The organism is Micromonospora sp. NPDC049679, from assembly GCF_040659735.1.
In the GTDB taxonomy this organism is placed as follows: Bacteria; Actinomycetota; Actinomycetes; order Mycobacteriales; family Micromonosporaceae; genus Micromonospora_I.
Genome location: NZ_JBFANZ010000003.1, coordinates 91,172 through 109,192, shown reverse-complemented (window position 1 = coordinate 109,192; position 18,021 = coordinate 91,172). Strand labels below are relative to the sequence as shown.

Genomic DNA, 18,021 nt, shown 5'->3' with positions numbered 1-18,021 from the left:
GCTGTCGAATGTGGTGTCGCCGCAGCGTAACGGCGTGTTACCGCTATCGCGGGGTGGGCGTGGACCGGGCGGTGCAGACCTGACCGGAGGTCGCGTACCTGTCGGTCGAGTAGACGGCCAGGACCGTGAAGCAGTAGTCCAGCCGGGGACTCAACCCGTTGACCGTGTAGCTCGTCTCGCCCGCTTTGATCGTGGCCATTCCGTTCAACGGCTGTCCCGCGCGGCCCCCGGCGACCATGAACGGCACCGTTCCGGCAGTGGGGTCGTCCCAGGTCACCGTGATCGCCGACCCGTCGTCGCGCAGACGCAGATCGGTCGGGGGGTCGCCGCCCAATACCGGGCCGGCGCTCGGGGAGCCCTCCGGCCCCGCCGGGGATCCCCCCTTGTCGGCGAGGACCGCGAGCCCGACCAGCGTCGCCGCGATGGCGGCCGCGGCGGCCGCGATCGCCGCCGCCACCGTCAGACCGCGGCCACGCGAGGAGACGGCCGTCGGCGCCGGTGGGTGCGATGGGGGCACGGAAAGCGGTTGGACCGTCGGGTACGGCTGAAGTGCCGGGTACTGCTCCGGTTGGCCCCCCGGGCCGAACGGGTACGGCGCCGTCTGCTGGACCGGCTCAGCCGGGTAGGCGGGCGCCAGCGGTGCCTGTTCGACCGGATAGCCGGGCGTAGCCTGCACCGGTTCGGCCGGGTATGCCGGCTGGTGCGGAACGGGCTCCATGGGATGGTCCGGCGCGTGCGGCACGCGCTCCGCGGGAACGGCACGCTGCTGCTGGACCGGCTCGGCCGGGTAGCCGGGCTGCTGCTGGACCGGCTCGGCCGGGTAGGCCGGCTGCTGCTGGACCGGCTCGGCCGCTGGGGGCGGCGCGGCGCTGACCGGCGGGGCGGGAAGGACGTGCAGACCGGTCGTCGAATCGTGGTTCGGGGTCGTCGGGGACACGGGTGAAGGCGTCACCGACGCCGGCGGCACCGGCTCAGCGACGGGTGCCGGGGCGGGCTGCGGCTCGCCGACGTACTCGCGCGCCGCACGTACCTGCCAATGATCCTCGCCGAGCACGGCGGGCCCGGCGGCGACCACGCGGCCGAAACTCTTCCGGGCCTCGTGCCGGTTACCCAATTCCTCTGCCACTTGGCCGAGCTCGAAGGAGAGCGTCAGCATCAGCGGGTCCGAATAGCCCAGCCGGCGGTCCCCGCCAGCGAGCGCCTCCTCCAGCACCCGCCGGGCGGCCATCGGGTCGTCGGCCTCCCGGTGCAGCCCCGCCAGTACGTGGGCGGTCTGGAGAATTTCCGGATGATCTTCGCCAAACGCCGGCCTGGCCGATTCGAGTGCGCGCTGAAGGTAGGCGCGGGCGGCGGGGAGATCACCGGAGTCGCGCAGCGCGTGGGCGTTGTGCTGGACGACGGTTAGCGGCGAGGGCTGAGACACCCCGTCATGCTGCCGGTACGTCAGGTTCCGCGCCAGTCCGGTGACATCAATCGGGCAGCGCGGCTGTGATTCCGCAGCGCGACGAGTGGCCGGTGAAGCCCAGAGCGGCGACGCTCAGCCAGGACCGGGCGGGCTGAACGCCGCGCCGATCCGGCGACCACTGGCACCGCCGTCACACGCCCGCGAGGACCGCCCGGTCGTCGCCGACGACGGTGCGCCCCCGCATTGCGGCCCGGCGCCGACCGCGGCGAGCCGCCAGCGCGTCCGCCGCGATCTGGTCGACCCGGCGCTCCGGATCATCCAGTCCGACGACGGTACCGGTGGCGTCGAGCGGGCACTCACCCGGCGAGGTGCACCGGCCGGCCGGCCGGCGCGATCGTGACGTGGTGGTAGCCGGGGTGGTGTGGATGGCTGTCGGGCTCAGCCGATTGTCACGGGGTGATTCTGGCTGTTGCCTGCATCCACCCACCGTCCGTTTTCGGTGCGCGTTTCCGCAGCATGCCGGCGGTCCGGCGGGTGATGTGCATGATCCAGCGGGGCCGTGTACAGTAGTCCACCGTGCGGCCCGCCGGGCGGCCGATGGACGATGAAGTCGTCCGGATGGCGCGAGGTAGGGTGTACATGCAAGTCCGGGTGGCGGAATGGCAGACGCGCTAGCTTGAGGTGCTAGTGCCCGTATAGGGCGTGGGGGTTCAAGTCCCCCCTCGGACACAATCTAGTACATGATCCGTTTGGGGTTGCCTGAGCGGATACCGTGCGGGCGGTCGGCCGGTAGGTCAGCGTCAGCCCCAATTCGCGGTAGATCAGTGCCTTGTCGCCGGGGTCGGCGTCGCGGAGCACAGTGGTGATGTTTCCCAGGGCTTCCACGATGCGGCGGATTTCGTCCGGGCTCATGGTCCGGCGTCCGGTGAGGCGACGCAGGGCGGCTTCGGCGGTGAGCTGTTCGGCTTGGACGTCGGCGATCCATCGGCTGACGACGGTGGGGTCGGCGCCGCTGTCGAGGGCTGCGCGGTAGCGGTCCAGGCGGGTTGCGCAGGTGGCGAGGGTTTCTCGGGCTGCTTTGATCGCCTGCTGGTCGACGTCGTCGTGTTGGGCATCGGCCATGGCTTGGACGGTTGTGGTGAGTCGGCTGGGCGAGAAGGCTCGGGCGAGCCATGGGTGGAGTTGTTCGAGGATGTGGTCCTCGCGGACGTAGACGCTGCGGGGGTGGGCGATGCGGTTGGCGTCGGTGTACTCGGCGGCGTAGGTGCAGCGGTAGTGGTTGCGGTCGTTGTTGAAGCTGCCGGTCATGCGCCGTTGGCATATGCCGCAGCGCAGGAGGCCGGAGAGCACGTAGTTGCGCTTGCTGGCCCGGGGCTTCATGACCCCGTCGGGACGCCTGCCGGCACTGGCGATCAGCGTCTGGACGCGGGCGAACGTCTCGTCATCGATGAGCGGTTCGTGTGCCAGCCCGCCGGAGTAGATCCACTCGTGGGTGGGGTTCCAGCGCAGTTTGGTTTCGTGTCCGAGGGCGACGTCGTCGATCAGGATTTCGGTCTTGCGTTGTTTGTTCCACACCTGCCGGCCGGTGTAGCGGGGGTTGGTCAGGATGACGCGGATGGCGCTCTTGCTCCAGGCCGTGGTGGTGCGGTGCGGGTTGCGTCGCCGGTCGTAGGCCGAGGGGGATAGGACGCCGTCGCGGGTGAGTCCTTCGGCGATGGCGAATATGCCGTTTCCGGCGAGGTATTCGGCGTAGATGCGCCGGACGAAGGGTGCGGTGAGCGGATCGGGTTCCAGGCGGTGCAGCCGTCGGCCGTCGGCTGCCTTGCTCGGGTTCGGGTGAGGGCCGGCGTCGACGAGCCGGTAGCCGTAGGGTGGCCGTCCGCCGAGGAACCGTCCCTCCGTGGCCGCCTGGGCGGCCATGGCACTGCGCACGCGTACCTTGATGCGGTTGCGTTCGCCCTTGCTCATGCCTCCGTAGAGAGCCATGACGAGATCGTGCGCATCGCTGCCGGGGTCGACGGCCCCACCGACCTCGGGTACCCACAGTGCGACACCGTAGTGCTCGAACAGTGGAAACGTCAGGCCGAACTGGTTGCCGTAGAAGGCGCGCTGCGGTTCACCGATCACCACGGCGTCGAAGCCCCGGCGCGGATCGCGGAGCGCGGCGAGCAGGCGGGATGCCTCGGGGCGGCGCTTCCACGGTAGTGAGCGGGACAGGCCGATGTCGAAGAACTCGGCGACGACCTGCCCCCCGACCGGCTCGATCAGTGCCCGTGACCGCGACAGTTGCCACGCGCGGGAGGCTTCCGGGTCCTGCTGGTCCTCGGTGGACACTCGGCCGTAGAACGCGAAACGCAGCGGCTGATCGTCGAAAGCAGGCGGTGTCGTGCGGTGTCTTGTGAATTTCCGGTCTGTGGTCATATTTCCTCACTTCCGGGGTGCGGCAGCCGTTGGCATGCGGAAAGCAGTATCCGTAGCAGGGCGCGTGCGGCGGCCGGGCCTAACTCGGGTGGGTCCGTTGGGGTGGATACAGTCGGTAGGTGCTGCTTTTCTTCCCGTGGCACCTGTCTGTCGTGAGAATTGTATTCGGGATTACGGGAAATATGAAAATCTGATTCTTGTGAGGGCATACGCGCTCCGAGAGGCTAAGGCCTTGGTCTGGCCGGCTCGAGGTGAGGCATTCATCAGGTGTCTCCTTTCTTTGTTGGAGTCGACTCCGCGCTCCCAGCGAACGAGAATGAGGAACTGGGAATGCCTGAGCTGTGCGGGTGCTGCTGGCTGAGGATGCGAATTCGGGGTAGGGGTCGTCGGCCTCGCGCCGGAGCCGGTCGCCTGCGCGTGCTCGTTGCCATACCGCATTCTGAGTGTCCGATGGAAGGAGGTTCTCCCTGACATTGACGCCCGCCGGATGCAAGCCGACGAGGAGGGCGCGAAGACCAGGCGGATCGCCGCGAGCCGACGTGCCTTCTGCTTGGTTCATTTGCGGAAAGTGGTCGAAGGAATCGATTCATCAAGCATGTGACCGAATCGATAAACGTATGCCGACGTCTTCCTGGACTCGATCGTTGAGCCTTTTTCATCGTGACGGTGCAGGTCACGGCAGGTGGAACCCTGGCGCGCAGCGCCCGGCGCCCGCCGCGTCGGCTGTGAAAATCGCTGTCCGGTTGTCGGAGCACAGTGATAGAAAGCCGGGGTGCACAAATTTCTCACGTTCTCTGATCATCTGCGGCTGATTGACGAACGGTCGACCGCCTTCCGCGCCGCGGTCGCTGCGGCGCCCAGCCTCGACATGCCGGTGCCGACCCATCCCGAGCGGACGCTGTTCGATCTCGTGCAACACGTCGGCATGGGCCGCCGCAAGTCGGCCGCCATCGTCGCCGCAGGGCCTGCAGACGCTCCCCCGGAGAAGTCCGCTTGGGAGGACGGCACGGGTGCGCCTCGGGAACGCGAGGCTCTCCTGGCCTGGTGGACCGAGTCCGTCGAGCGACTGACGAGCGCGCTGCGCGAGGCCGGCCCGGACCGCGGTTGTTGGACGTGGTGGGGTGACTCGCAGTCACCGCAAACCTCCGGTGCATGGGCACGGCGCCAGGTTCCCGAGATCGCGGTGCACACCTACGATGTCCAGCTCACCGTGGGTGCCCCGCAGCCGCTGCCGGAGGAGGTCGCCCTCGACGGTTTCGACGACTGCCAGTTCACCCTCTGCTCGACGGATGTCGCCTGGCCGCACGAACCCGCCGTCGTCGATTACTACGCCACCGAGGGCCGCTCTTGGCGCCTTCAGCTGTCCCGCGACGGCGCATGGGCCGCCCGCCTCGGCGAGCCTGCTGCCAGCGAGGCCCCGGACACGGCCGACGCCTCCGCCCGGGGCACGGCCAGTGACCTGGTCCTGTTCTTTTACGGCCGCATACCGCCGGATTCTCTGAAGCTAAAGCTGGACGGCGACCGTCGCATCTTCGACCAGCTCATCGCCTGGGACCCGTCCGTGTAACAACGATCCCTTCTATCCTGCGTAGCCCCGGTGCTCGACGTGGTGCAGAACCAGGATCGCCTGCAGGATCGCGGTGGCGCGGTGTGGGCAACAGCGCAGTTTCGTCAGAACTTTCCAGGTCTTGAGGGTGGCGTTGGCGCGTTCACCGGTGGCGCGGATCCGGGCGTGAGCGCGGTTGACCTTCTTCTGCCAGCGCGGCAGTTTCGGCCGGTAGCGGTGGCGTTTGAACGGTGTGCGGATGCTGCCGCGGGCGCCTTATCGGCAAAGGTCATCACGTTGGCGCTGTTCAGGGCGTCGATGATGCCGGAAGCGCGGGCCGCGGTCAGCGGCTCATCACATTGAGATAGACGCACTTGAGCGCGGTGGCCTCCTTCGAGGAGTACCCGCGGGCGGGGAGGGCGCGGCGAATTCGGGCGCTGACGCTTTCGATGGTGTTGGCGGAGTGCACGACGGTGCGGATCTCGGCGTCGAAGGCCAGGAGCGGCACGAACTGCGCCCACGCCTGCCCCACAACCTGGCGATCGTCGAATATTTGCCGCCCCAAACCGAGATTAGCGGGTCCGACGACAATGCGACGCCGGACCCGCGAAGTAGCGGATTTAACGTTGCGGCTTATTCCAGTTTACGATCGTGGCAACAATGAAATAAATCATTATCACCAGAATGGCGCCACCAATGACATAGGCGGTGACGTTGCCGTCCGCGCGCGCGATAAAAAATATCGCTGCCAGACCAATCAGGGCAGAGATTGCCAACGTCGCAAACCCTTTAAATCCTAGCCCTTTTGACTTCGCCGATGCCATTTCGAACCTTCCGCGAAATTTCCGCCTAAGCGGTCGAATAGCTGACTGTAGAAGCCAGACTGTAGCACCCACAAGTGCCACACGGCCATAGATGCGGTATCCCGACTCGGTTAGAGCGATTGCCCTGACCGCCGAAATCGCCGCCAACGCGGGAGCGTACCAAGGTGGTGAGTCTCGACGATTCAACCGCTGCAACTTTCGACTGGTGTCGATGGCGCTCGATGTCATCCAGTCTGAGGGCCGGACGGGTTGGCATCGGGCCCTCTTCCTCGTGTGGTGCTCGTACTTAGAAACACGCCGATTGCCATCAGATTGGTTGAGTGGATGAGATCCGCGAGGTGGGTTCAGGCTGCGGGCGGACAACGGAATCGCGGCAGGGTAAGACGGCACAGCGAGGCTCCCGGTTGGGGCATCTGATCTTGGTCGACTGCTGTCTTACCGGGAGTCTCGTCCTATGTTGACACCTGGGGTCTCCACTTGGCCGTGACCTCCACCGTCACGATAAAAAGGCTCGTTGTTGCTCGCCGTGAGTTGTTTGCTCAACCTTCCCGCCGATGACAGGACCGGCGAGGCCGGCGGACCGTTCGGCGGTCGTGTGGTCGGGAACGGGCGCGATGAGTTCGTCGAACCGTCCCCCGGGCGCGGCGGCTGAGATGCGGCTGCTCGTCCGGCGGTCAACCGCTGCGAATGTGACCGTTCGGTGGCATCGGGCGCCAGCAGTCGATGAGCACGTTGACGCGCTATCGCTGAGCAGGCGGTGGGGGCAGTGGAGGGCTTCGCGGTGGTGGGGACGCCCTGCTTGGGTCAGATCCAGGTCCAGGGGGGGGGGAGGGCTCTGTTCAGGATGCGACCGGCGAGGTGTTCGGAGACCTCACCCGTCATGAGCTCGGCTTCGATCATCGCGAGTAGACCGATCACGGCCGCGAGGTCCGCGGCTCGGCAGGGCCGGGGCGTGAGTTCTCCCGATACCTCATCACCCACCTCCTGAGCGTAGTGTCGCCCAGGGTGGCGCACGAGCATGCCGGGAGTCAGGCAGTGCCGTGGTCCTGCTCGAGCCATCGGCGGACCGTAGAGAAATCGGCCTCGGTCAGCCCCAGGTGTGGATCGACTCGGTGCAGCAGTGCCCGCTCGGGGTAGTGGGTGGCGACCCATCGCCGGTCAACATCGGTTGTCTCGTCGTCGAGCCAGACGAACGGGCGTCCGGTTGCCCAACGGGTGAGGGGTGCCGTTTTCCAGTGCAGGCCCGGCGTTGGATCTTCGTCGGTGTCGGGCCATTCGACGACGGGGAGGTCCGGGAGCCCGAGTCGCGGTGAGATGACCTCGTTCGCCTCGGACATCCAGGTCGTTGCCCAGACCAACTGGCATCCGAGCGCCAGCAGCCTGCGCCCGTCGTGCGGGTCGAGCCGCTCGAGCAGAGGATTCCCACTGGCTGCGGGGTTCCAAAACCCCGTCACTGTGATTGACCTGGACAGACGCAGCGCTCGGCCATGCCGTCGGGCATCATCATGATGCGTGTCGTTACGCCTGCTCTACCTCATGTTCTGCCACATTGCCGGCTGGCTTGCTCTCCTCGCCCGTACCAGCGCGGCCAAAGATGTAGAGATCTTGGTCCTGCGTCACGAGAACGCGGTCCTGCGCCGGCAGAACCCCCCGCCTCGGCTGAACTGGGCCGACCGGGCGGTGCTCGCCGCCCTGATCAGGCTCCTGCCTCGGGCATTGACGGCGCACCGTCTCGTCACCCCGGCCACGGTTCTGCGGTGGCACCGGCGGCTCGTCGCCCGGCACTGGACCTACCCGCACCGGTCCGGTCGGCCGTCGATCGACCCGGCCATCGTCGCCTTGGTCGAGCAGATGGCCCGAGACAATCCCGGGTGGGGCTACCAGCGCATCCAAGGCGAGCTACGCGGCCTCGGCCACCGGATCGGCGCCTCCACGATCCGCCGGATCCTCAAACGACTCGGCATACCACCAGCGCCGGCGCGCCGCGACCACACCACCTGGCGGCAGTTCCTCCGCACGCAGGCGTCGACCATGCTCGCCTGCGATTTCTTCCATGTCGACTGCGCGCTCACCCTCCAGCGCCTATACGTGTTCTTCGTCATCGAAGTCGGCACCCGCTACGTGCACATCCTCGGCGTCACCGCCAACCCGGACGGGCCGTGGACCGTCCAGCAAGCCAGAAATCTGCTCATGGACCTCGGTGAACGGACCGAGCAGTTCAAATACCTGATCCGGGACCGAGCCGGGCAGTTCACCGCCGCCTTCGACGCCGTGCTAACCGACGCCGGCGTGACTGCGTGCAAGATCCCACCGCGTAGCCCGCGAGCCAACGCCTACGCGGAGAGGTTCGTCCTCACCGCCCGCACCGAGGTCACTGACCGCATGCTCATCCTCGGCCAACGACATCTACGCCGAGCACTCGGTGAATACGCGCTTCACTACAACGGCCACCGTCCCCATCGGGCCCTGCAGTTGCAGCCCCCACGATCCGACCGTCCCGTCATCGACCTAACCCACAAACGGATCAAACGCCGACCCGTCCTCGGCGGGCTCATCACCGAGTACGAACGATCCGCGTAGACGTCCAGGTCACCACCGGTTCAGAGTTTTGGAACCCCACAGGCAAATGCAGGTGGCGCATTGCCGTGCCAGCAGACGAGTTTTGCCCGGACCGGGTCGCCGACACTGAGGCTGCTGCTGTCGTCGGGCTCGGCGTCGTCGGCGCGTTCGACCGTGTCGTCCATGGTTTGTTCTCCCTGGTTCGGGCGCAGGGCGGCCCGCGCACGGCGGGTGGTGCCCCGAGCGCGGGTGGATATGCGGCGTCGTGGAGTGGCCTGAGTGGGGTGCGGGGGAACGATGACGCCTGGTCGCGGTCGTGTCTTCGTAACCCCCGTGGTCGGGGAGTCGCCACGAGGCGGCGGGCATAGCGTCGCCCTCGTTGGGCGGGGTGGTCGTCGTCGATCAGTCGGGGCGCCGATCGCTGTGCGGGCATGATGGTCGGTCGATCGAGCCACCGACTCCGGATCGGGTGGAACGCATCGTGCGTTCGGGGCTGCACCAGGCGGAGAAGATTCTGGCTGAGCGGATCCTGCTGAGGTCCTCAGCGACCGTGCTGGCAAGTTATTGGCGATGTAGGTGGCGGTCCGCAGGACGGGGATCTCGCAGACATGGCATCCGACACCCGCGCGCCCGCAACGCCGGGTTGATCACGCTGGCTGCGAACTGCCGCCGCCATCGTCGCGTAGGAGCAGGTAGGAGTCGAGATGCGCGGCGGCGGTGAGCATGGCGCGGCCCCGCTCGGCAAGCCGCTGCCGCCAACCGAGTCGGCCAGCGGCTCGGCGCCGCCCGCATCGTGGACGTGCCGCACCACCGTGGCGATGTGGGCCAGCGGGTAGCCGCCGCGCCGTAGCAGGTGGGTGAGTTCGGCGTCGCGTACGTCGCTGGCACGGTAGAGGCGGTGGCCGGTGGCGCGGTCGCGTTGCGGCGTGAGGATCCCGGCGCGTTCCCATTTGCGGATCGCAGCTGCTGTGACGCCGAGCCGGTGGGCCACGGCGCCGACCCCAAGCGGCCGGGCCGGGCGGTCTGCGGCGGGCCTGTCGATGATGATGCCGACCGCGGTCTCGACGGAGTCGAGCGTCTACCGGTCACGGATCAGTTGGGCGTGACCGGCATCGATTGCCTGGAAGGCGGCGTCGAGGTCGCCGCGGTGGACCGCCCACATGATCGTTCTGGCAGCCGCGTGGCCGTACGCCGGGACCAGTGCCAGGTAGGCGTTCAACGCGCCTGCGTGCACGGCCGAGTAGACCCGGTAGCCGTGCGCGGTGCGCTGGGCGGACGGGAGCAGTCCAGCGCGCTCGTAGTTGCGGACCGCTTGGGCGGAGATGCCGTGCGCCCGCGCCAGGTCGGCCGGTCGGCTCTGTACCCGGCTTTGAGGCTTCAGACGATCCTCCCAGCACGGTTTTGCGAAAAGCTTCAACAGCAAGTTCAACGATACGGTCAAAGTCATGGCAATCGACCTGGAGACTCTTCTTGATTCGCGAACCAGCACCGTGGAAGTGCTCGCCCTCGGCGAGCCGACACATGGCGAGCCAGCTTTCCCCCGCCTGCGCAACCAGATCTTCGAGCAACTCGCTGCCCGCGGGTTCCGCTCCATCGCCGTGGAATCCGATCGGATCGCCGGGCACGCCGTCGACGCCTACGTCCGCGGCGCCAGCGAGACGCTCGACGATGTGCTGAGCAAAGGGTTCAGCCACGGCCTCGGCGCACTCGCCGCCAACCGGGAGCTGCTGGAGTGGATGCGCGCCTACAACCAGTCCGTGCCGCATGGTGAGCGGCTGACGTTCCACGGCTTCGACGCGCCGTTGGAGATGACGAGTGCCCCCAGCCCTGGACCGTACCTGCGGCACCTACGCGACTACCTGCTCGCGCATATCGGCGCTCAAGGGTTGCCCGCGGGCGCCGGAAACGTGGACCAGCTGATCGGTGACGACGCGCAGTGGAGCGATCCGGCAGCACTGATGGACGGCAGAAACTCCATCGGACGCTCGTCGAAAGCCGCAGCGCTGCGGGTACTCGCCGACGACCTGCTCACCACCCTGTACACCCATGCGCCTCGACTGACGGCCGCATCCACGCCGGACGACTGGCGGCAGGCTCGGCTGCACGCTACGACCGCACGCGGCCTCCTGCGCTACCACGCAACCGCAGCCGACCCAGCACCTGCGGCCGAGCGTACGTCCCGGCTACTCGGGGTGCGCGACGCTTGGATGGCCCAGAACCTGCTGGACATCCGCGCCGCTGAGCAGCACCGCGGCCCGACCCTGGTCTTCGCCCATAACCGGCACCTGCAACGGCACCCCAGCACCTGGCTCCTGGGCGGCATGGACCTCGAGTGGTCCAGTGCCGGCGCGATCGTGGGAACCCTGCTCGGCCCCCGCTACGCGCACGTCGTCGGCAGCCTCGGCGCCAGCTCCGCGCTAGGCCTGCAGGCGCCGGCCCGTGACACGTTCGAGGGCGCGCTCGGCACAGCGACCGCGCAAGGCCCGATCTTCGACGCGGCATGCCTCACCACGCTGCTGGGCCACGCGCGGGTCCGCACGGACATGACAGCCGAACAGGGATACTTTCCGCTGGACGCCGAAACGGTCGCGCACTGCGACGCGGTATGGCACATCGACCGGTTCCCGGCGGCCGCGACCACCGTCGCTGCCCGAATCCAAGAGCTCCCGGGCGTGACACAACTGCAGGCCGGCCCGCAATCGGAAGCACCCGAGGTGAGCTGGGACGAACGTTTCTTCTTCGTCGGGCCTGATCGGCGCCGCCCCTTCGCCACCATCGTCGGGCACGACCTTCCCGGCTTCGACGAGCAGTCACGACTGGATCGTGTCGGCGTGTTCCGGCTCAACATCGAGTTAGGCCGTACCAAGTTCCAGCAGGTATTCGGCTACCCGCCCCAGGAGTTCCCCGATCACCGCAACCAAGTCGACTTCGCCGCGATGGACCAGATAGTTCCGCATCCCATCTACGCGGTCCAAGGCTGGGCGAGCATCCTCAACACGGGAACCAGCTCGCAAACGAAGGTCGAGCACCTCCTCGCCCACGCGCACCAGCGTGCGGCCGAGCGCGAGCGGCGTCGGGCACAGCGGGCGCAGCCGACATGATCAGACACTCGCGGCTGCAAGGCGACTACAGATCGCTCAGTCATTCGGCTTGCCCTGTCGGGCGGTCACCTCCTCGGCGATGTCGTGCGCGTCGCAGACCGAGCCAACGGGACGAATGTTGCAATTTCGATCACCCCCCACTTTGCTGCGAACCGGCGTTGTTCGAGACGTGTGGTATGCCTGCGCGTCTTGGACCTTGGCGGTGCAAGGCGTCAGTCCGGCAATCACAACGACCCTGCCGGTAGGACTACACGTCGGGGTAGCTGTTTCCAGCTGTCACCCTGGCCCGTGCGGTGGCGGCGCTGCCGGGCTCGAGGGTCGTGCACACAGCGACGACGTCGCCTGGCACCGTTCGTTCGTCGCCTAGCCAATCTAATGGCCGACGGTGTCCGGGGTTGAGGAAGATCGCGATCCCGACACCGAAGAGTAAGCGTCGGCCGACCTCGTCGGACAGCAACACCCGGTCTCACAGGCCAGTCGGCCTTTGGGTTCTGCCGAGCTCTGGGCAAGCTACGACCCTCGTCGGCGAAAACGCGGTGTGCTCCAGGACGATGCGTTCCAGCCAGTGCACGGCAGGGGCCGAACTGCAAGTGCGTAGCCTCTGGCTATGAATCGACGGGGATGGAGCCTGGTCGTTTTCGCCGCCAGTGTGCTGGCTCTGGTATCGCTTGCCTCAAACGTGACGACTCTGAGCCAGCTCGAAGGCAAGGCGGACACCTTGCTGGCCGGCCGGTTGACCCTGAGCCAGCTGGTCAACGCGGGGACGGTCTGGGCCGGGCTGGCAGTGGTGTCCGGGTGGCTCGTCCGCCGCCCCGCGCCGGCCGTTGCCGCTGGAGTCGTCGCCTTGCTCACCGCTTGCGTCGTGCACTACGGCGTGGGGATAGCCTTCGGCATGTTCGATCTGAACGTCTGGGCGGCCAACTTGCACTGGCTCCTGGCGGCGATGGTCGTGGGCGGGCCGCTCGGCCTGGTGGGCGCGATCGCTCGCCGGTTGGATCCGTGGGGGGTCGCGGCCCGCCTTGTCGTTCCCGTCGGAGCCGTGATCGAGCCGTTCGTCGTCGGTCGGTTCACCACCCCCGCGATCCTGCCCTGGCCGAACCGGGTGGCCGACATCATCAGTGGACTGGCGCTGTTGACGGCCGGAGTGGTGGGCTGCTTACGAGTCCTTGCCGCTGGCAGGCGGCGGCCAGCAATACATGATCCCCACCTGCAGTCAGCGACTTCCTGGTGGCTCTGACCAACGTCGGGCTTGATGGCCAGGTGTATTGGGCGCAGCGCCTGCTGAATTGACAGAGCCGTTAGTGCGCAGATCGGAGGTGCGGTCTGTCGTTGACGAGGTCTGGTCGCGGGCGGCGAGGTAGTGGGTCCAGTCGGTGTTGACTGCGTCGGCCCAGCGGACTGCCGTTGCCGGGGTGACGCCGGGTAGGTCGGCGAGGATCGGTGCGGGGATGTCGCTGGTCATGGCGACCAAGGCGGCGTGCTTGCCGGGGACCGGTGCGATGCCGTGCCTGCGAAGTTTGTTGCGCAGGCGGCGCGCGGCGATCGGCTGGTTGGGGGCCCGGCTGGGGAACAGCAGCGGTTTGCGGGCGATTCGTGCCAGTGGGGTCCGGGGGCTGCGCCGGGTCGGCGGCTTGCTCGACGGCGATGGCGGCCAGTGGCGGTGGTAGGAGAAGCGGAGCCGGCCCGAGGTGGAGCTTGACTTATCCGTCGGGCTCGGTCACGACTGCGTCGGTGTGCAGGCGGATGAGCCGGGCGGTGGTGGTGCCGAAGAGCAGGATCAGTGCCCGCCCGGGCCTGCTCCACCAGCCGGCCCACCAGCTCGTCATCGACCCCGTTCGCCGGCGGCTGCGCCGGATCCTTCTTCGCCACCGCGGCAGTATCCACGGCGGTCGTCGTCTCATCGGTCATTGGTGCCTACTCCTTGATCAGGAGACACCGTCCGTTTACAGACCCCATCACCGCTCATTTTGACCGAGCGGGGCCTCGACGGATGCCATGAACGGCACGGGGTCCGCGGCGGTAGCCGAGCTGTGGTCGCCGAGATGAACTTCGTAGTGCAGGTGCGGGCCGGAGGAGTTGCCGGATGAACCAACAACGCCGATGACCTGTCCGCCGAACGACGCTGTTGCGTTATCGGATCGGATGACGCGTTGAGCCGGGGTCGGTTTCGAGGTCAGATCGCCAGGGCGAGTTCGGTGAACGCCGCGGCGACCCGCGACCCGGGCGGGACGTCGAGTCCGAGTTCGTAGTGTCCGCGGCGGAGGTTCTGGACGAAGGCATGTCCGGCGATGACCACCTGGGCTGTTCGATCGGTCCGCATCCGGCGCATCGGTTTCAGCCGGTGTTTGAGTTGGCTGTGGTCGGCCTCGATCGGATTGTTGGCGTACTGCTCGACGTGGTGCCCCGGGGGGACCAGTTCGTCGAGTACCGCGGGGTAGATCGCGGCGCCGTCGGTGACGACCTCGCTGGGTGTCACCTTCAGTGCCGACAACGCCCGGCGAAAGAATCGCCGGGCCGCGTCGGCGTCGCGGCGGGCCGAGACCAGCACGTCGATGACCTGCCCGTATTGGTCGATCGCCCGATACACGTAGCGCCACAAGCCGTTGACCTTGACGTAGGTCTCGTCGACGTGCCACCTGTCGCCGGGCGAGTGGCGGGCAAACCGAGCGGCGTCGGCCAGCAGCGGCGTGAACCGTTGCACCCACCGGTAGACGGTGACGTGGTCACCCTCCACACCGCGCTCGACCAGCAGTTCCTCCACGTCGCGGTAGGAGAGGTTGTAGCGCAGGTACCACCGGACCGCGACGACGATCACCTCAGCCGGGAACCGGAACCCGGCGAAGGCAGACTTTGGCGGCAGCAAGGTACGGGAACGGATCGACAGCTTCACCGCTCAAGCCTGCCTCGATCTTCCATGCGACCAACGCAACGGCACCCTGACGGTACCCCGACCCCGGCCCTGGCCGCGGACAGTGGCTGGACAGCGGGCCGCCAGTCCGGCCCGACAATCTGGGCGCATGTCAGAGGAAAGCCGTCCAGAGGCGGATGCGCGGGCAGCGGACGTGGTCACCGTGCCGCTGCCGGCCACGTTGTGCCGGCGTTGCGTCCGGCTCGTCAGCCGCCGAGTCAGGGATGTGCCGGGAGTGATGTCGTTCGAGGTCGACGTCGCGCGAGGTGTCGTGCGTGTCCGCGGGGACGTGGATCGGGAGGCGCTCCTCGCAGCGCTGGTGTGTCCTTCGTGATAACCGGCAGTCTTGGGGTGCTGTGACATCCCAAACTGCCGGTGATCATGAAACGTTTTCGGCGAACGATCGCAGACGCGCGATGGCCCAGGGGAACTCGCGCTGCTCGAACAACGCCAGCGCCCGGCGGCATTCGTCCACGGCGAGCGTGGCGTTGCCGCGCGCGGAAGCGATACGGGCCCGGCCCCATGCCGCCCACGCCTGGCAGCGCGGGTTTTGCGCCTGGCGGGCGACCTCGTCGGCCTCGGCGAGCAGGGCGGGTACGTCCTCGTCGTCACCCAGGTCGAGCCGGGTGTGGGCCAGATGGACCAGCGAGAAGGCCAGCCCGTGCAGCGACGCCCGGTCCCGGCCCTCGTCGACGGCCTCGCGCAGGACCGTCAGCGCGTCCGCGTGCTGCCCGGACTCGCGCAGGGCGATGCCGAGATGGGCCAGGATCGCGTCGGCCATGAGCCGGTCACCTGTGGACCGGACGAGGTCGAGGCTGCGCCGCCACGCGAGTGCCGACGCCTCGAACTCGCCGAGGCGCAGGTCCAGCAGCGCTTCGAGGTAGTGGGTCACGAACAGCCACCACCCACCGTCCGACTCGCCCAGAACATCGCGGCTCTGCTTGACCATGGCGCGGTGCTCGTCGGCGTCTCCGCCGTACTGGCCCTCCCAGGCCACCACCAGCCGCGAGATCGCGGCGTTGCGGACGTCGTCGAGCTCTTCGAAGATCGCGAGACTCTCCCGGGCGGCCGCGCGTGAGCGCGGCGTCGGGTAGTAGACGTTGAGCAGCCCGAGTCCCTGCAGCGCGCGGGCGCGCAGGGCGGTAGACCCGCCACCGCGCCCCAGGAGAGCGGTAAACGCGCGTGTGCCCTCGTAACGCAGCCCGTAGTTCCAGTACCAGACCAGCGAGTACGCCAGGCGCAGCCCGGTCTCGACGTCGGAGCCTTCCTCGAGGGAGTAGTCCACCGCCGCGCGCAGGTTGTCGTACTCCTCCGTCAGGCGCGTCCGTGCGGTCGCCGACGTGACCTGCAGGCCGTAATCCTCGGCCAGCCGCAGGTGGTGGTCCACGAAGCGCTCGCGGCAGGCGTCGAGCTCGCCGGCCTCCTCCAGCCTGGCCCACGCGTACTCACGGACGGTGACCAGCAGCCGGAACCGCCCGGTGGCCGGCTCGGGTACCACAAGTGACCGGTCGACCAGCCGGAACAGTAGGTCGAGCACCTCACCGGGCTCGACGCCGGCGAAGGCGCACACCTCCTCGGCGGCGGTCACCGTCCACCCGCCCCGGAACACGGAGAGGCGGCGCAGCAGCCGGCGCTCGGCGTCGATGAGCAGGTCGTAGCTCCAGTCCAGGGTGGCGCGCAGCGTCCGGTGGCGCGCCTCGCTGGTACGCGGACCGGATGTCAGTAGCGCGAACCTGTCCTGCAGCCGGGCCGCGATGTCGGTCACCGACAGCGCCTTCGCCCGCGCCGCGGCCAGCTCGATCGCCAGCGGCATGCCGTCGAGTTGCCGGCAGATGGACGCCACCACCGGCGCCGTCTCGGCGTCCAGCGTGAACGACGGGCGTACCGCGCGGGCCCGGTCCAGAAACAGCCGTATCGCCGGAGCGTCGGCGATCGCGGCGGCATCGGCGGCCTCGTCGGGTACCGGCAGCGGGCCGACCGCCACCTGGATCTCGCCGGGGACGGCGAGCGCCTCCCGGCTGGTCGCCAGGACCGTCAGCGCGGGGCAGGACTTGACCAGCCGCTCCACCAAGGCCGCGGCGTCGTCGATGACGTGCTCGCAGTTGTCGACGACGAGCAGCGCCCGGCTGCGGGCCAGGAGTTCGACGACGGCGTCGGTCGCGGCGGTCCCCGCCCCGGCGTCCAGCAGGCCGAGCTGAGTGGCGAAGGCCTCCGCGACGTCCGCGCCGGGGTCCAGCGATGCCAGGCGGATCAGGTGAACCTGGTCGGCGACGGTGGTGTCGACCCGGTGGGCGACCTCGAGCACAAGGGTCGTTTTGCCGACCCCGCCCGGGCCGGTCAGGGTGACCACCCGCGCCTCGCGCAGCCGCTGCAGCGCCGTGGCCACGTCGTCGTGCCGGCCGACCACCGACGACAGCCGCTGGGGCAGCCGGTCGGCGCGGCCGGGCCCGGCCTGCGGCGCGGGCCGCTCAGCGGGAGCCTGCGCGGAGAGGACGGGCGGAACCTGCTGGCGCAGGATCGCCTCGGATAGCGCCTGCAGTTCCGGTGACGGGTCGATGCCGAGTTCGTCGGCCAGGTGGCGCCGCAGCCCCTGGTAGGCGGCGAGCGCGTCCGCCTGCCTGCCGCTGCGGTACAGCGCCAGCATCAGCAGCCGGTGCAGCCGCTCGCGCAGCGGGCTGCCCGCCACCAGACGTTCGAGATCCGCGACCGCCTCGGTGTGCCGGCCGACCTCCAGCAGGAGCTCAAGCCGGTCCTCCACCGCACCCAGCCGCAGCTCCTCCAGGCGGGCGCTCTCGGCCGACGCCCACTCCGTCTCACCGACGTCGGCCAGCGCCGGGCCTCGCCACAGCGCCAGCGCCTTGTCGAAGGAGCCCAGCCCCGAGGCGATCTCGCCGGTGGCCGCGGCGGTTCGCGCTACGTTCACGAGGCGCTCGAACCGGTGCGCGTCGACGGCATCGTTAGGTACGGCAAGTTGGTAACCCGGAGCCCGGGTCGCGAGGATGTCGCCGCCGACACCGGCGGCCACGAGGGCGCGGCGGAGCTTCGAGACCCGGATCTGCAGCGCGTTCGTGGCGTCGGCAGGCAGGTCCTCGCCCCACAGCGCGTCGGTCAGGCTGTCGACCGACACGACGCGGCCGGCGGCGAGGACCAACCGGGCCAGCAGGGCACGTACGGACGGTGGCAGCTCAGCCGGCGGGTTCCCGGGAGCCTGCACCTCGACGGGGCCGAGGACGCCGAACGTCACGTCCATCACGTGT

Annotated in this window: 13 protein-coding genes, 1 tRNA gene and 4 pseudogenes; 6 read left to right on the top strand and 12 right to left on the bottom strand. The window is 68.4% G+C overall.

What is annotated here, in order from left to right; all coding sequences use genetic code 11:
- Positions 1 to 43 precede the first annotated feature (43 nt).
- The gene (locus AB0J06_RS03440) at positions 44 to 1,423 is read right to left on the bottom strand and encodes a tetratricopeptide repeat protein (protein WP_357424122.1); all 1,380 of its coding nucleotides are present in this window, start codon (positions 1,421 to 1,423) and stop codon (positions 44 to 46) included.
- Positions 1,424 to 2,050: 627 nt separating this feature from the next.
- On the opposite strand from AB0J06_RS03440, the gene AB0J06_RS03435 reads away from it, so the two are divergent.
- Positions 2,051 to 2,134: transfer RNA gene (locus AB0J06_RS03435), tRNA-Leu, on the top strand.
- On the opposite strand, the gene AB0J06_RS03430 is transcribed toward AB0J06_RS03435, so the two are convergent.
- Positions 2,090 to 3,826, bottom strand: coding sequence for a recombinase family protein (locus AB0J06_RS03430; RefSeq protein ID WP_357424374.1), 1,737 nt, complete (start codon positions 3,824 to 3,826; stop codon positions 2,090 to 2,092). The two genes, AB0J06_RS03435 and AB0J06_RS03430, sit on opposite strands and share 45 nt — an antisense overlap.
- A gap of 772 nt (positions 3,827 to 4,598) precedes the next feature.
- On the opposite strand from AB0J06_RS03430, the gene AB0J06_RS03425 reads away from it, so the two are divergent.
- Positions 4,599 to 5,393: a maleylpyruvate isomerase N-terminal domain-containing protein gene (locus AB0J06_RS03425; RefSeq protein ID WP_357424120.1), complete on the top strand. Its 795-nt coding sequence runs from the start codon at positions 4,599 to 4,601 to the stop codon at positions 5,391 to 5,393.
- Positions 5,394 to 5,405: 12 nt separating this feature from the next.
- On the opposite strand, the pseudogene AB0J06_RS03420 reads toward AB0J06_RS03425, so the two are convergent.
- The 4 genes and pseudogenes from AB0J06_RS03420 to AB0J06_RS03405 all read right to left on the bottom strand — a co-directional run.
- A pseudogene (locus AB0J06_RS03420) lies at positions 5,406 to 5,719 on the bottom strand (transposase family protein); the annotation flags it as partial.
- Complete coding sequence (locus AB0J06_RS03415; protein WP_357424372.1) at positions 5,716 to 5,880, bottom strand: transposase; 165 nt, start codon at positions 5,878 to 5,880, stop codon at positions 5,716 to 5,718. The gene AB0J06_RS03415 and the pseudogene AB0J06_RS03420, both read right to left, overlap by 4 nt.
- A gap of 112 nt (positions 5,881 to 5,992) precedes the next feature.
- Positions 5,993 to 6,196, bottom strand: a complete 204-nt coding sequence (locus AB0J06_RS03410) for a hypothetical protein (RefSeq protein WP_357424117.1) — start codon at positions 6,194 to 6,196, stop codon at positions 5,993 to 5,995.
- A 1,028-nt stretch (positions 6,197 to 7,224) separates the two neighbouring features.
- A pseudogene (locus AB0J06_RS03405) lies at positions 7,225 to 7,623 on the bottom strand (hypothetical protein); the annotation flags it as partial.
- Positions 7,624 to 7,708: 85 nt separating this feature from the next.
- Here AB0J06_RS03405 and AB0J06_RS03400 point away from each other — a divergent pair.
- On the top strand, positions 7,709 to 8,776 hold the full coding sequence (locus AB0J06_RS03400; RefSeq protein WP_357424115.1) for an integrase core domain-containing protein: 1,068 nt from the start codon (positions 7,709 to 7,711) through the stop codon (positions 8,774 to 8,776).
- Positions 8,777 to 8,796: 20 nt separating this feature from the next.
- On the opposite strand, the gene AB0J06_RS03395 is transcribed toward AB0J06_RS03400, so the two are convergent.
- On the bottom strand, positions 8,797 to 8,940 hold the full coding sequence (locus AB0J06_RS03395; protein ID WP_357424113.1) for a hypothetical protein: 144 nt from the start codon (positions 8,938 to 8,940) through the stop codon (positions 8,797 to 8,799).
- Between the two features lie 462 nt (positions 8,941 to 9,402).
- A pseudogene (locus AB0J06_RS03390) lies at positions 9,403 to 10,136 on the bottom strand (MerR family DNA-binding transcriptional regulator).
- Between the two features lie 64 nt (positions 10,137 to 10,200).
- Here AB0J06_RS03390 and AB0J06_RS03385 point away from each other — a divergent pair.
- Entirely contained in the window at positions 10,201 to 11,856 is a 1,656-nt protein-coding gene (locus AB0J06_RS03385; RefSeq protein WP_357424111.1) for a DUF6194 family protein, read from the top strand.
- A 607-nt stretch (positions 11,857 to 12,463) separates the two neighbouring features.
- Positions 12,464 to 13,093, top strand: a complete 630-nt coding sequence (locus tag AB0J06_RS03380) for a hypothetical protein (RefSeq protein WP_357424109.1) — start codon at positions 12,464 to 12,466, stop codon at positions 13,091 to 13,093.
- A gap of 463 nt (positions 13,094 to 13,556) precedes the next feature.
- On the opposite strand, the gene AB0J06_RS03375 is transcribed toward AB0J06_RS03380, so the two are convergent.
- From AB0J06_RS03375 to AB0J06_RS03365, 3 genes and pseudogenes are all read right to left on the bottom strand, one after another.
- A complete protein-coding gene (locus tag AB0J06_RS03375; RefSeq protein ID WP_357424107.1) occupies positions 13,557 to 13,682 on the bottom strand; it encodes a hypothetical protein in 126 nt (41 codons plus the stop codon).
- Between the two features lie 129 nt (positions 13,683 to 13,811).
- Positions 13,812 to 13,967: pseudogene (locus AB0J06_RS03370) on the bottom strand (peptidoglycan DD-metalloendopeptidase family protein); the annotation flags it as partial.
- A 62-nt stretch (positions 13,968 to 14,029) separates the two neighbouring features.
- Positions 14,030 to 14,716 carry an IS6 family transposase gene (locus AB0J06_RS03365; RefSeq protein ID WP_357424370.1) on the bottom strand — a complete coding sequence of 229 codons (687 nt, stop codon included), beginning with the start codon at positions 14,714 to 14,716 and terminating at the stop codon, positions 14,030 to 14,032.
- Between the two features lie 157 nt (positions 14,717 to 14,873).
- On the opposite strand from AB0J06_RS03365, the gene AB0J06_RS03360 reads away from it, so the two are divergent.
- Entirely contained in the window at positions 14,874 to 15,098 is a 225-nt protein-coding gene (locus AB0J06_RS03360; protein ID WP_357424105.1) for a heavy-metal-associated domain-containing protein, read from the top strand.
- A 45-nt stretch (positions 15,099 to 15,143) separates the two neighbouring features.
- Here the strand turns inward: AB0J06_RS03360 and AB0J06_RS03355 are convergent, their stop codons facing one another.
- Positions 15,144 to 18,014 (bottom strand): BTAD domain-containing putative transcriptional regulator, encoded by a 2,871-nt coding sequence (locus AB0J06_RS03355; RefSeq protein WP_357424103.1) that lies wholly within the window; start codon positions 18,012 to 18,014, stop codon positions 15,144 to 15,146.
- Between the last annotated feature and the right edge of the window lie 7 nt (positions 18,015 to 18,021).